Genomic DNA, 13,712 nt, shown 5'->3' on the forward strand with positions numbered 1-13,712 from the left:
CTGCTTGTTTCTTTGACGAGAAGAGCGTACCACTTTTAGCAGTTGGCCTCCTCTTCTACACCTTTCCATGAATGTCGCACTTATTATCTGAAATCGGGGATAACTTAAGCGCCTATACCATGGGACAAGCAGGTCACTGGACACCAAATATTGACCGTATTGCTAAAGAAGGCGCAATATTTACTGATTACTACGCAGAAAACTCTTGTACTGCTGGTCGCTCTGCATTTATTCATGGCCAACATCCAATGCGTACAGGCTTAACCAAAGTTGGCTTACCTGGTGCTAAAGAAGGCGCTCGTGAAGATGATGTTACATTAGCAGGTTTATTAAAGCCTCTAGGTTACATGACCGCCCAGTTTGGTAAAAATCATTTTGGCGATCAAGACAGTCATTTACCTACAAACCATGGTTTTGACGAATTTTATGGCAACCTGTATCACTTAAATGCCGAAGAAGAGCCTGAACATGAAGACTATAACCGATTCATGACTGCGGAAATGAAGAAGCGTTTTAGCCCTCGCGGCGTTATTCATTCATTTGCTGATGGACGTATTGAAGACTCAGGTCCATTAACCAAAAAGCGTATGGAAACAGCCGACGAAGAGTTTTTAGCAGCCACCATAAAGTTTATGGAAAAAGCGCACAAAGCTAAAAAGCCATTTTTTGCATGGTTTAATGCAACTCGAATGCATATTTGGACACATTTAAAAGATGATGTTAAAGGTATCTCTAAACGTGGCGGCCTATATGGCGACGGCTTGGTAGAGCATGATCGTCACGTAGGACAATTACTCGATAAGCTCGATGAGCTAGGCATCAGTGGCAATACAATCGTTATTTACACAACGGATAATGGCGCAGAAAAGTTTTCTTGGCCTGATGGGGGCACAGTGCGCTTCCGTGGCGAAAAAAATACCACTTGGGAAGGTGGCTTTAGAGCACCTGCCATGGTTCGTTGGCCAAATAAAATAAAATCAGGTCAGATAGTTAACGAACTAACCGCTCATAATGACTGGTTACCAACGGTTATGGCTGCGGTAGGTAATACAAATATTAAAGAACAGTTAAAGAAAGGGGCAATATTTAACGGTCGTCAATATAAAATTCATTTAGACGGTTACAACATATTGCCACAACTAATTGAAGGTAAAAATACTACTGCTGACGATAATACAAACTGGCCTCGTAAAAACTTTATTTATGCAACCGATGGCGGCAAAGTTGCTGCAATTAGAATGGGCGACTGGAAATTATTATTCTTAGAGCAAAAATGTAAGGGTTGGGAAGTATGGGCTTGTCCTTTAGTGGCACGCCGTCTACCTTTAATTTTAAATTTACGCCAAGATCCATATGAAGAAGCACCAATAAATGCGGGAGGCTATGATAGATGGTCGGTAGATCACTTATTTACTGTTGCTCCTGCGGCAACAGAAGTAATAAAATTCTTACAAACATTTAAAGAATTCCCGCCATCACAAGCACCAGCCGACTTTACCTTTTCAACGGTTGTTGAAAAAATGAAAATTTGGGAAAACGTGACATATAAATAAAAATCACAAAAAAAAAGCAAGAGTTAATACAGCTCTTGCTTTTTCGTTCTACACTAAAATAAAAGCTTAGTTATGTAATTCATTAAAAACCATGTATTTATACACACTTTTGGCATTACAAATAAACTAATAACACCATTACCAATAAAGAATAAATATGGCCGAAAACATATTAGCTCAAATTAAAGCGCTTCAGTCAGAAGTAAACCAGTCAATTTTAGGGCAAGAAAAGCTCGTTAATGCCTTAATAATTGCATTGCTGACCAACGGCAACGTACTGCTTGAAGGATTACCTGGTACCGCTAAAACCCGCTCTATTCGCACCTTGGCTAAAGTGCTTGAAGCTAAGTTGGGGCGTATTCAATTTACGCCCGACTTGTTACCATCAGACGTTACAGGCACAGAAATGTTCCAAGATATCGATGGTAAAACTGATCTCTCCTTTAAAGAAGGGCCTATATTCAATCAATTAGTTCTAGCCGACGAAATCAATAGAGCTCCTGCAAAAGTACAAGCGGCATTGCTTGAAGCAATGGAAGAAAGACAAGTTACTGTGATGGGGAAAAGCTATCAATTACCTGATCTATTTATGGTATTGGCCACACAGAATCCAATAGAGCAAGAAGGTACCTACCCTCTTCCTGAAGCACAAATCGATCGTTTCGCGCTAAAAATTCAAATCGACTACCCTGATGATGAACAAGAATTATCAATAATTCGTTTAGTGCGCTCAGAAGAAGGTAACAAACAACAAGCGCCTATCAAAATACAACAAAGTGTTGTTTTTGATGCTCGTCAACAAGTATTAAACATACACATGAGTGAAGCGGTAGAAAAGTACATTGTCGCAATAGTGATGGCGACTCGTAAACCAGAACGCTACCCAAATAGCAATTTAAAAAACTGGATAGCAGTTGGCGCTAGTCCTCGCGCTAGTATCATTTTAGACAGGTGTTCACGAGCACAAGCATTCTTAAATGAAAAAGACTATGTAGATCCCGATGATGTTAGACAAGTAGTTTGTGACGTCCTCAGACATCGAATAAACCTAAGTTATGAAGCGCAAGCTGACGGAATAACTTCTGACGATGTTATTAACGAAATAATTAAGCAAGTCGCTGTCGTATAAACCAAGCCAATGAAAACAGTTAAAGCAATTGATGAACGCATACAAATAACGCTAAAACAACTTATGCGTTTAAAACACGACGCTCATGGCTTTAGCTTTTTATCTAATCAACCATTAAAAAGTAAATTAATGGGTCGTAAACGCTCTACCATTAGGGGAAGAGGTTTGGACTTCTCCGAGTTAAGAGATTATCGCCCAGGAGACGATATAAGAAATGTTGACTGGCGTGTCACTAATCGTATGGGCAAGCCCTATGTGCGCCTTTATTGTGAAGAAAAAGACCGACCTGTCATGATCATTGTCGATCAACGTTCAAATATGCACTTTGGCAGCCAATGGAAAATGAAGTCAGTTTTAGCAGCTGAACTTAGTGCGTTAATTGCATGGAAGGCATTAGATGAAGGTGATCGTGTTGGCTTTATTATATTGTCAGATCAACGTTACATTGAATGTGAACCAACTAGAAGTCATACAAAGTTTCAACAGTATTTAGCATTAATAGTTAAGTTTAATCAAATAATAAACAGTAACAGTGCCCAAACCAACAAGCCCATTTCAATGGCTGGCTTACTCAAAAAAGCTGAAAAGTTTATTACTCACGATTACTTGCTAATAGTTATTTCAGATTTTATTGACCCGCAGGCATCAATAATACCGAGCCTTGCAAAACTAACTCAGCACAACGACATTATCGCCTGTTACGTTTATGACCAACTAGAGCATGATATTCGCCCGCTAGAAAACCTAGTGTTAGGAGATGGCGAATACCAATTACAACTGTCAGCTAATAAAAAAGGTCTAACAGAAAAGTTTAATCACTATACCGAACAGAAGTTGTCTAACATGCAAACAACGTTTGCTAAACACAATATTCCATTATTGTCTTTTTCAACAGAATTTAACGTTGCTGGACAAGTTCGTAAACACCTAGGGGCAGCTTAATGTTAGATGCCTCATCAACAATCAATCAAAGTTTTGGCAATTTAGCATTGACCAACTTTAATGAGGCTCCAATGCCAGAAACCTTACCAATTTTACCTTTTGCCCCAGGGTGGAGCTACCTTGCAATAATATTTATTACTTGGTTAATAATCTTTATTATTCAAAAATTAATTTATCAAATTAATAACCACTATCGAAAAAGTGCACTATTGGCTTTAGCTGAACTAGCAAACTCTTCGTTAACCGAACAAGCGCGACTATATCAACTAGCAGAGCTAATAAAAGGAACTGCTCTTTATATTTTCCCTCGTGAAATTATTGCGCGACAAACAGGAAAAGATTGGTTTAATTTTTTAAATACTCATAATAAAAAACAAGTATTTGATAGTAATGCCCACCAACTATTAGGTGATAACCTATACCAAGTACCAAAAGAAGCGTGCACAGAGAAACAGTGGCACTCATTAATAGAACAAACCAAACTTTGGATCCAGCAGCATCCTTACGAAGGAGTGAATCCCGTCATAAAACCTTTTAGCTTATTAAACTTAGTTAAGAGCAAGTAACCTAATGCTTGAATTTGTATTCCCTTGGCTATTTCTTCTTCTACCGTTACCTCTGTTGCTACGCTTTCTTCCAGAATACCTACAACAAAATCAAATGGTTAAAGTACCATTTTTCAATAAGCTCATCGAAATATCAGGTGATAAAGCCAAGCTAGGGGCAAAAACACAACAGCCAAGCCGGTTACAAAAGTCTGTTTTGATCATTTCTTGGTTGCTTTTTGTATTAGCTGCTGCAAAACCTCAATGGTTGCAAGATCCAATAGTACAAACAAAATCAGCAAGAGATCTAATGGTTGCTGTTGATGCTTCAGGGTCAATGGCAACAACTGACTTTAAAGTGGCAAGTGATAATACAGTTGACCGACTAACCATGGTTAAGTCAGTGCTAAAATCTCTTGCTATGGAGCGTAAAAACGATCGTTTAGGTTTAATTGTATTTGGCTCTGCAGCCTACCTTCAAATGCCTTTTAGTGAAGACCATGCAACTTGGTTAACTTTACTCAATGAAACTGAAATTGCAATGGCGGGCCAAAGTACGGTAATTGGTGACGCCATAGGTATTGCAATTAAGCACTTTGAAGAAAGTGAAACAAAAAACCGAGTACTTATTTTACTGACCGATGGTAATGATGCAGGCAGCAAAGTACCACCAATAGACGCTGCAAAAATAGCTGCTAGCTACGGCGTTAAAATATATACAATTGCGCTTGGCGACCCAGCAACGATTGGCGAGCGAAAACTCGATAGTAAAACCTTAAAGCGCATCGCTGAGCTAACTGGTGGAAATTTTTATCATGCGATGGACACCAGCCAACTTAGTCAAGCTTACCTAAATATTGCCCAACTTGAACCGCAAACATATGACTCTATATCATTTCGCCCTAAACAAAGTATGCATCATATCCCTTTGATTACCTTAGTTATTATGAATTTATGTATGGTAGTGTATATACGTTCAAGAATAAAAGTTAAGGTGCCCTATGATCAGTGACCTGGCTTACTCGCAACTACTACAAAACTTTCACTTTTTAAGGCCATGGTGGGCATTGTTGATCCCGATACTCTGGTTATTGTTATCGAACAAAAACTCGAAGAAAAATGAAGACCAGCAAGCTAAAAAGGTTTTTGCTCAGCACATTTATCAAGAACTAACAGCAGAAGCTGGAAGTATCAGAAAAATATCTCCCTCAATTGTTGCATGGGTTGTAATGCTGCTAATTACCGTGATTTTAATGGGCCCAAGTTGGCAACGCCAGCCTTCTCCTTTTCTACAAGACAGCTCTGCTCTATTCATATTGCTTGATACCAGTAACTCCATGAATAGTGTTGACATTCAGCCTTCTAGACTTGAGCGAGCTAAACAAAAAGTATCAGATCTTCTCGCTGAACGCCCTGAAGGTTATACCAGCTTAATTGTCTATTCAGGCAGTGCTCACTCAATATTACCGTTAACAAACGATCACAATATATTAAGAAACTACTTGTCAGCTGTTACAACCAAAATAATGCCTCAGCAAGGAAAGTCTGTAGCTAATGCGTTAACTTTAATAAAACAAGCAACCATCAGCGACGATACACCCGTTACCGTTTTACTTATAACCGATGACATCACCGAACAAAGCCAACAGGCATTAACACGCTTTTCTGAACAACACCGCTATCAAATGTTAATTTACGGCATCGGCTCTACGAATGAAGAGCTTAGCGCAAAAGGTTTAACGCTTCCTTCATTAAACAATCAAAAGCTTAGTCGCATTTCAGATGAAATAGACGGTTTTTATCTGTCGGCAACAATTAATAAACAAGACATTCACCAACTAGTCAGTAGAATCAAAAGCTTTTATAACCCAATAAATGACAAACATATCCCTTGGGTTGATAGCGGTTATTGGCTTGTTTTTCCCGCAATGTTACTTTATTTACTGTGGTTTAGACGAGGCTGGACGATTCGCTGGTCAAGTTTTATTGTTGTACTTTGCTTATCACTACCAAGTACTCAAGGCCAAGCTGCTGAAAACAGCTTTGCTAATTTTTGGTTAACTCCTAACCAACAAGGACAACTATATTTTTATTTGAAAGATTATAAAACCGCTGCTGAGCGATTCGAAAATACGATGTGGAAGGCCACCTCTTATTACCTAAACGAAGACTTTGACCTCGCAATAGAATACTTTTCAAGAATAGATAGCAATGATGCCAAATTACGTTTAGCAAACGCCTACGCTCATGCAGAAAAATACTATGCTGCTGAGTCTATTTATCAATCGTTACTTGCCGTTTTCCCTAATAACCAAGCAATCATTGAAAACTTAGCGGCTGTGCAAAAAATAATTAAAGCTCGAGAGTCGTTATCTGAACATCAAAAACAAGAGCAAAATGAACGTTCAGATGATGAAACAAGTGATCAATTTAAACAGGCAAAAGGTAAACAAATAAAAACGAATCAACGTAAGCAAGAAGTTCAGCAATACAGTGCAGAACAAATACTAAAGAATGAGCAACTTGCCAAAATGTGGATGGAAAATCTACAAAAAAATCCGAGTAAATTTTTAGCAAACAAACTGCAAATACAAGTGAATAAGCAAAAACTATTAGGGAGTAGCAATGAGTAAAGCTAAATTACTTGCTCTTTTTTTGCTACTGCTACCTTATTCATTAGCACATGCAGCAACAACTATTGACGATTTAATCAGACAAAATGAGCTACAAGTATCTATTGAAGTTGTAAACGATAGACCTGTGATAGTTGGTCAAGAAGTAACGATAAAACTGCGAATTGCAACATCCACTTGGTTTAAAGGGTCGGTAACATTCACTTTGCCAGAAATTGATAACGCCATTGTTATCCAGCGCAGTAATTTTGGCCTAAATAGTAGCGAACACCTCAATGGTAAACGGTGGACGGTGCATGAAAAAGAGTTTTCGATATTTCCGCAACAAGCAACTAACTATATGGTTCCTGAATTTGAAGTTAGCATGAAAATTCATGTTATTGGTCAAGGTGATATTGAAGGAATCATACTAACTAACCCTATAGTCTTCAGCGCCTTAGTACCAAAGCAATTGCAAAATAGTCTTGATGAAAACAGCCAATGGTGGGCAGCTAATCACTTGGCTATTAAACAAGCTTGGGATAAAGATTTAACACAGTTATTGCCTGGTGATGCTGTCACTCGCACTATCACCATTGAAGCAGACGGCTTACTTGCCATGATGCTACCTGAAATAAACCACAATACCATTCATGGTTTACCTCATTACTTATCGACACCAGAGCTTATCGACAACAACAACCGAGGCAACAAGCTTGCAACGCGCATTCAAAAGTTCACTTATATCGTTGAGCAGCAAGGAAAAGTGGTTATTCCAAAAATCAAACTTGCTTGGTGGGACAATAACGCTCAAACCCTTAAACATGCACAACTTGATTCACAACCAATAGCCATCGGCTCACTTACTGTTGGGCAACAGTTTCAGTTGTATATAACTAAAAACCTAACCATATTTTTTTACCTATTATGTGCTCTATGCTTACTTATTGGTTATTTAGTTTTTATTAGAAAAAGAACTAATAATTCAAATCAAGATAAACACCGAACAAAAAAGATCAAAGCTCAGCTAAAACAAGCGATAAAAAGCAATGACCACAAAAGCTTTATAAAATGGGCTTATATTTACTTAGACACTGTTACTAAGTCTAACAACATAAATCTATTAACTAAGGAACTCAGCAGAGAAGAAAATTCGGCAACTAGTTCATTATTTGAAAGCGTTTTTTCGCCAGTATCTTCAGATAAACAAACTGATCGGCTCTCAAAAAGCTATCTCAAGGCGTTAAATAAAAATAGTAAAGTAATAACAAAACCTAAAACACCAAACATTAACCCTAAGGGTTGATCTATCTACTGAAGTAATAAAGATCATGAACATAACAACGCAATACATCGATTTAAATAGCGGCAAAGTTTTCGTAAAAATATGGACACCAGAATCTATAGAAAATAAAGCGCCTATTGTGCTATTACACGATTCACTTGGTTCAGTAAATCAATGGAAAGACTTCCCTCTTCAACTAGCAACTAAATTATCTAGACAGGTTATTGCCTACGACAGACTTGGTTTTGGGAGTTCAGACGCTAGAGAGCAATTACCATCTCTTAACTTTATAGAAGAAGAAGGCTTAGTTTACTTTCCTCAAATCAAGGCTAAATTAGGTTTAACAGAATATTTAGTACTTGGTCATAGTGTTGGTGGTGCAATGGCTATTAACATTGCCGCACAAGATAAGGAATGTTTATCAATTATAACCATTGCCGCACAAGCATTTGTTGAAGATCTTACAATTAGCGGTATTGAGCAGGCAAAATCTGTCTTTCAACAACCTCAGCATTTCGAGAAACTAGTTAAGTGGCATGGTGATAAAACGCGATGGGTAATAGATGCATGGACAGAAGTTTGGCTAAACCCTGAGTTTCGCACTTGGCAACTAACAGTAGCAAGCAAAATTACTTGTCCAGTACTAGCATTACATGGTGAAAAAGATGAATATGGCTCTGTCGCTTTTCCAAGCTATATAGTTGAACAATCCACAGGTCAAGCTCAACTGAATATTATTCAAAGCTGTGGTCATATGCCCCATAAGACCCACACGAAACAAGTACTATTAGCAATAGATGATTTTATTAATGATCTTTCTTAACTCAAGAAGACGAAGACATTAAAACGAACTCAATATAAAAGCCCTATAGCTCATTAAAGTAACTATAGGGCTTTCTCAATCAGCTGGTTCAAGCAAACTCACGGTTTTAAGCGTTATCTTCTAAAATCATATCTGCTGCTTTTTCACCGATCATAATAGTAGGTGCGTTGGTATTACCTGAGGTTACCGTCGGCATAACAGACGCATCAACAACACGAATACCTTCTAAACCGTGTACACGTAATCGCTCATCAACAACAGCCATATCATCATTACCCATTTTGCATGAGCCAACAGGGTGATAGGCGTGAGAAGCTTCTCTTCTTAGGTATTCTTCAATTTCTTGATCTGTATTGAGCGGTACATCAGGCTTTAATAAACAATCACGATGCTCGTTAAAGCCGTCACTATTAAGTATATCAAGCAAACGCTTCACCCCTTCTCTTAAGTCTTTCATATCATCAGGATGTGATAACAAATTTAACTTAATGTTAGGAGGAGTCATCGGGTTACTGTCTTTTAATGTTAACTCGCCACGACTTTTAGGATTTGATATATTAATAATTACACTATACCCCCATTTGGTCATGATTTTATAATCACGACAATGATCACGGTAAGCTAACGGCACAACGTGTAATTGCGCATCTGGACGTTCTTTTTCTGGTGAAGTTTTAATAAAGCCACCTGCCGCAGTTGGTGGACTAGCTAACCACCCTTTACCTGCTAACGCATATTTAAACAGCGCGATGGTTGATTTAATTGTTCCCACGAGATTAAGTGCTATACCTGACTTCTTCTTACTTTTCACCACTAAAATAACGTCAGGATGATCATGTAAATTTTTGCCAACACCTGGTAAGTCATGAATAACTTCGATGCCTTTTTCTTCCAGTTCTGCTTTAGGACCTATGCCTGATAGCATCAACATTTGCGGAGAATTAAAAGTACCGCCACAAACTAATACTTCTTTTGCAGCTTTTACGGTAACCAATTTACCGTCTTGCATATATTCAACACCGACCGCTCGTTTGCCTTCAAATAATATACGTTGAACCTGAGCACCTGTTTCAACGGTTAAGTTACTGCGCTCCATTGCAGGATCTATATAACAAGCTTTAACGCCAGCGCGTTTGCCATCTTTCACCGTAAATTGATAATAGCCAATACCTTCTTGATAATCGCCATTAAAGTCTTCATTCATTTTATAGCCTTTTTCAAGGCCTGACTTTATAAAGCCATTATAAACATCAAAACTTTCATCACCATTACTAACTTCTAGCGGACCACCAACACCGTGGTACTTATTTTCACCACGTTCATTGTTTTCTGCTTTTTTAAAGTAAGGTAGTACATCATCATAAGCCCAGCCTTTGTTGCCCAGGCTTTCCCAATGATCGTAATCTTCCTTACAACCACGAATGTACACCATGCCGTTAATACCACTAGAGCCACCTAGCATTTTGCCGCGTGGTTGGTATTGTGTGCGATTATTCATCGACTTATCCGCCAATGTATTATAACGCCAGTTGATGGTATTTATTTTAAAGTCTTGAATAAGTGCAGCAAAAGCAGCTGGCGTTGAAACCAACTTATTGTTACCAGCACCACCAGCTTCTAACAAACATACTTTATTGTTCGGATCGGTTGATAAGCGATGTGCTAACACGCCCCCAGCTGAACCGCCACCAATAACAATATAATCAAACATCTTTAATTCCTGTTGTAATAGTGTTGATGATTTACTGACGAAGTAACCATTTTAAAATAGGACGCAAAAAGCCTTTATCGTACGGCGGCGCAGTGAATTTTCCAGGATAAAATTTGCCACGTTTCAGCACTGTTTTCGCCTTGCTCATCGCTTTAAAACCTTCATGACCGTGATAGTGACCAATACCAGAATCACCAACACCGCCAAAAGGTACATCGTCACAAAGTGCATGTGAGACAACTTCATTAATACTCACACCACCCGAATGTGTATGATTTAAAATGTAGTCTTGTGTAGTTTTATCAAAGCTCATGATATAAAGACCAAGCGGACGACCACCTTGATTAATATAACTAACAGCTTCTTCTACTGATTTATAGCCTTTAATTGGTAAAATTGGACCAAAAATTTCTTCCTGCATCACAATCATATCTTCAGTAGCATTCAACACTAAATGCGTCGGCATCATACGAGTTTTTGGATCTGGTTCCTGACCGTTAGCAGATATTACTGTTGCTCCTTTGGCTTTGGCATCAGATAGTATTTCTTGTAAACGTTGAAAATGACGTTCAGAGTGAACACTTGAATGATCTGTTGTAGAGCTAAACGCAGGAAACATCTCTTTGAAACGCTTACAGTATGCATCTACTACAGCTTGCTCTTTACCTTCAGGACATAATATATAATCTGGTGATAAACAAATTTGACCTGAATTAGCACATTTACCATAGATAAATCGACTTACAGCATCGTCAATGTCCATATCTGGACAAACAATCACTGGACACTTACCACCTAACTCTAAAGTTACCGGTACTAAGTTTGCAGAAGCTGCGCGCATAACATGGCGACCTACTGCTGTTGAGCCAGTAAACATTAAATGGTTAAACGGTAATGCAGAAAAGCGAGCAGATGCCTCTGCTTCTCCATCAAAAATTGACACTAGTGAATCATCAAACGCTTCGGCAATAATTTTCTTAGCGACTTTGTTAGTTTCAGGGTTGAACTCAGACATTTTTATCATGGCAGAGTTGCCGGCAGCAAGCGCGGTAACCAAGGGACCAAAAGTAACAATTATAGGGCCATTCCACGCACCAATAATGCCAACTACACCAACTGGTTGATACATTAATTCAACCTTTGCAGGTCGCACTAATAAGTCCGTATGGCGAGTTTCAGTTTTCATCCACTTTTTAAGGCGCTTAACGCAGTAATCAATGTTATTAATGTTAGGTAAAACATCTAACAACAAAGTTTCTTCAGGGCTTCGGCGACCAAAGTCTTTATTTAGTGACTCAATCAACTCATCTTGGTGGGCTAATAAAGACTTCCTTAAACGCTTTAATCGTGCAATACGCTCATCTGCTGAAGGCATAGGATTTGCTAAATAAGCTTGCTGCTGTTTTTTCAGCTGCAATGCAAATTCACAAGCTTGATCTTCAACTACCACTTGCTCTTGGGCTGACATAATATCTCTCCCCTAAACCTTAGCCAACGGCTCTGTCTGAGTTTTCCCAATACTTTTTACGTACATCTTTCCTTAACACCTTACCAACGACAGTAAGTGGTAATTGGTCAACAATTACTATTGATTTTGGTGACTTATAACTACCTAATGACTCTTTAACAAAAGCAATTAGCTCTTGCTCTGACACCTGTTCACCTTCTCTTAGCATAACCTCGGCATGAACAGCCTCACCCCATTCTTCATGAGGAATGCCAACAACTGCTGACATAAAAATTGCGTTATGAGCATTAATTGCCGCTTCAACTTCAGTGGCATAAATATTGAAGCCACCAGAAATGATCATATCTTTTTTACGATCTACTAAGTAAATATAGCCATTTTCATCTTTATAGCCCATATCACCTGATTTCCAATAGCCGTCATAAAACTCTTCTGCTGTTTTTTCAGGGTTGTCTAAGTAGCCTAAACAAACACCACGAGAGCGTAGCCAAAACTCACCTATTTCTCCTCTTTTTACGGGCTCGCCATCATCGTCCATAATTTCAACTTCAACACCAGCAGTTACACGACCTGCTGAAGACAAGTGCTTATCGTCACCATTTTCACATAAATGATCAGATTTACTTAATGAAAGCGCGATAGCAAAATGCTCAGTTGAGCCATAAGCCTGAATAAAAATATTACCGAATTTTTTCTGTAACAGTTTTAGTTTTGGAGGGCTCATCGGCGCAGCGCCATAATACATATTTTGCATGGTTGAAAAGTCAACATCTTGCACTTCTGGGATCTCAAGCATACGATAAAGTATAGTTGGTACAAGAAAAGCGTGAGTTGATTTTTCTGTCTCAATGGTTTGACAATATTTCACCAAATCAGGTTCATTTAAAGTAATGTTACAACCACCACTAAAGAATGTAGGCACTAAGAACATACCACTACCATGACTAATTGGCGCAATATGTTGCATTCTAGTATTGGTATCAAAGCAAGCTTCATCTAACGCATACAAAGTATCGCGTAAACCTAGCCAATTATCAGCACAATACACCGCTGGCTTACCTTTACCTGTCGTACCACCTGTAAAACGAATGATAGATTGATGCTCTCTATCATCAATCTCCATATTTGGATTTTCATCAGATACCTGCGCTAACAGATCCCATAAATAAAACAGGTTGTCATTACCTTCAAACTCAGAAGGAATTGGATCCATACAAACCACTTTAATGCCATGCCCAATTAGCATTTCTAAGTGCGTTGCTAAGTGCATATTCTCTATAAATACAACTTTAGGTTTAGAATATTCTATTTGCCATTCATGCTCAGCAATAGCATCGCGTGAGTTAGTAAAAGCCCCAGTAAAATGTGATTTAAAAATAGTAGGGAAATGAAATAACGCCATGTTGTCGTTATCTAAAATATTAACAAAGCGATCATTTCTTTCCATGCCAAACGTCGTCGAAAGCATGTTCACTATTTTATTAGTTACTAAATGAAATTCTCGATAAGTAAAACGGCGGTCACGTTCTACGTTAACTATTGCTTCCAAGTCTCCCCATTTATCAACAATACTTTGGAATTGGCTGCTAAAATTAACTTTCATCTCTAACTCTCTTAATAATTATAATGTTCTAATTTCATGAC

General features: G+C 38.4%; 11 protein-coding genes. 8 read left to right on the top strand and 3 right to left on the bottom strand.

What is annotated here, in order from left to right:
• Nucleotides 1-71 precede the first annotated feature (71 nt).
• From BIZ39_RS17790 to BIZ39_RS17825, 8 genes are all read left to right on the top strand, one after another.
• Nucleotides 72-1,553 (top strand): arylsulfatase, encoded by a 1,482-nt coding sequence (locus tag BIZ39_RS17790; protein ID WP_222936685.1) that lies wholly within the window; start codon nucleotides 72-74, stop codon nucleotides 1,551-1,553.
• Between the two features lie 157 nt (nucleotides 1,554-1,710).
• Nucleotides 1,711-2,682 (top strand): AAA family ATPase, encoded by a 972-nt coding sequence (locus BIZ39_RS17795; RefSeq protein WP_008305436.1) that lies wholly within the window; start codon nucleotides 1,711-1,713, stop codon nucleotides 2,680-2,682.
• Between the two features lie 9 nt (nucleotides 2,683-2,691).
• Nucleotides 2,692-3,624 carry a DUF58 domain-containing protein gene (locus tag BIZ39_RS17800; protein ID WP_008305438.1) on the top strand — a complete coding sequence of 311 codons (933 nt, stop codon included), beginning with the start codon at nucleotides 2,692-2,694 and terminating at the stop codon, nucleotides 3,622-3,624.
• A complete protein-coding gene (locus tag BIZ39_RS17805; protein ID WP_008305440.1) occupies nucleotides 3,624-4,190 on the top strand; it encodes a DUF4381 domain-containing protein in 567 nt (188 codons plus the stop codon). The genes BIZ39_RS17800 and BIZ39_RS17805 overlap by 1 nt, the downstream gene beginning before the upstream one ends.
• Before the next feature lie 4 nt (nucleotides 4,191-4,194).
• Nucleotides 4,195-5,181 (top strand): vWA domain-containing protein, encoded by a 987-nt coding sequence (locus BIZ39_RS17810; protein WP_008305441.1) that lies wholly within the window; start codon nucleotides 4,195-4,197, stop codon nucleotides 5,179-5,181.
• Nucleotides 5,182-5,260: 79 nt separating this feature from the next.
• The gene (locus BIZ39_RS17815; protein ID WP_239220326.1) at nucleotides 5,261-6,802 is read left to right on the top strand and encodes a VWA domain-containing protein; all 1,542 of its coding nucleotides are present in this window, start codon (nucleotides 5,261-5,263) and stop codon (nucleotides 6,800-6,802) included.
• Nucleotides 6,795-8,087, top strand: a complete 1,293-nt coding sequence (locus tag BIZ39_RS17820; RefSeq protein WP_015068507.1) for a BatD family protein — start codon at nucleotides 6,795-6,797, stop codon at nucleotides 8,085-8,087. The genes BIZ39_RS17815 and BIZ39_RS17820 overlap by 8 nt, the downstream gene beginning before the upstream one ends.
• 25 nt (nucleotides 8,088-8,112) lie before the next feature.
• Entirely contained in the window at nucleotides 8,113-8,889 is a 777-nt protein-coding gene (locus BIZ39_RS17825; RefSeq protein ID WP_008305447.1) for an alpha/beta fold hydrolase, read from the top strand.
• Between the two features lie 106 nt (nucleotides 8,890-8,995).
• Here the strand turns inward: BIZ39_RS17825 and BIZ39_RS17830 are convergent, their stop codons facing one another.
• Genes BIZ39_RS17830 through BIZ39_RS17840 form a run of 3 tightly spaced genes read right to left on the bottom strand, consistent with a single transcriptional unit; the run spans nucleotide 8,996 to nucleotide 13,671 of the window.
• Nucleotides 8,996-10,600: a GMC family oxidoreductase gene (locus BIZ39_RS17830; RefSeq protein WP_187447620.1), complete on the bottom strand. Its 1,605-nt coding sequence runs from the start codon at nucleotides 10,598-10,600 to the stop codon at nucleotides 8,996-8,998.
• A 31-nt stretch (nucleotides 10,601-10,631) separates the two neighbouring features.
• A complete protein-coding gene (locus tag BIZ39_RS17835; protein ID WP_008305450.1) occupies nucleotides 10,632-12,068 on the bottom strand; it encodes a coniferyl aldehyde dehydrogenase in 1,437 nt (478 codons plus the stop codon).
• 19 nt (nucleotides 12,069-12,087) lie between these two features.
• A complete protein-coding gene (locus BIZ39_RS17840; RefSeq protein WP_187447621.1) occupies nucleotides 12,088-13,671 on the bottom strand; it encodes an AMP-binding protein in 1,584 nt (527 codons plus the stop codon).
• Nucleotides 13,672-13,712 lie beyond the last annotated feature (41 nt).

Origin of the sequence: Alteromonas sp. BZK5 (assembly GCF_014349115.1) — a bacterium.
Lineage (GTDB): Bacteria > Pseudomonadota > Gammaproteobacteria > Enterobacterales > Alteromonadaceae > Alteromonas > Alteromonas macleodii.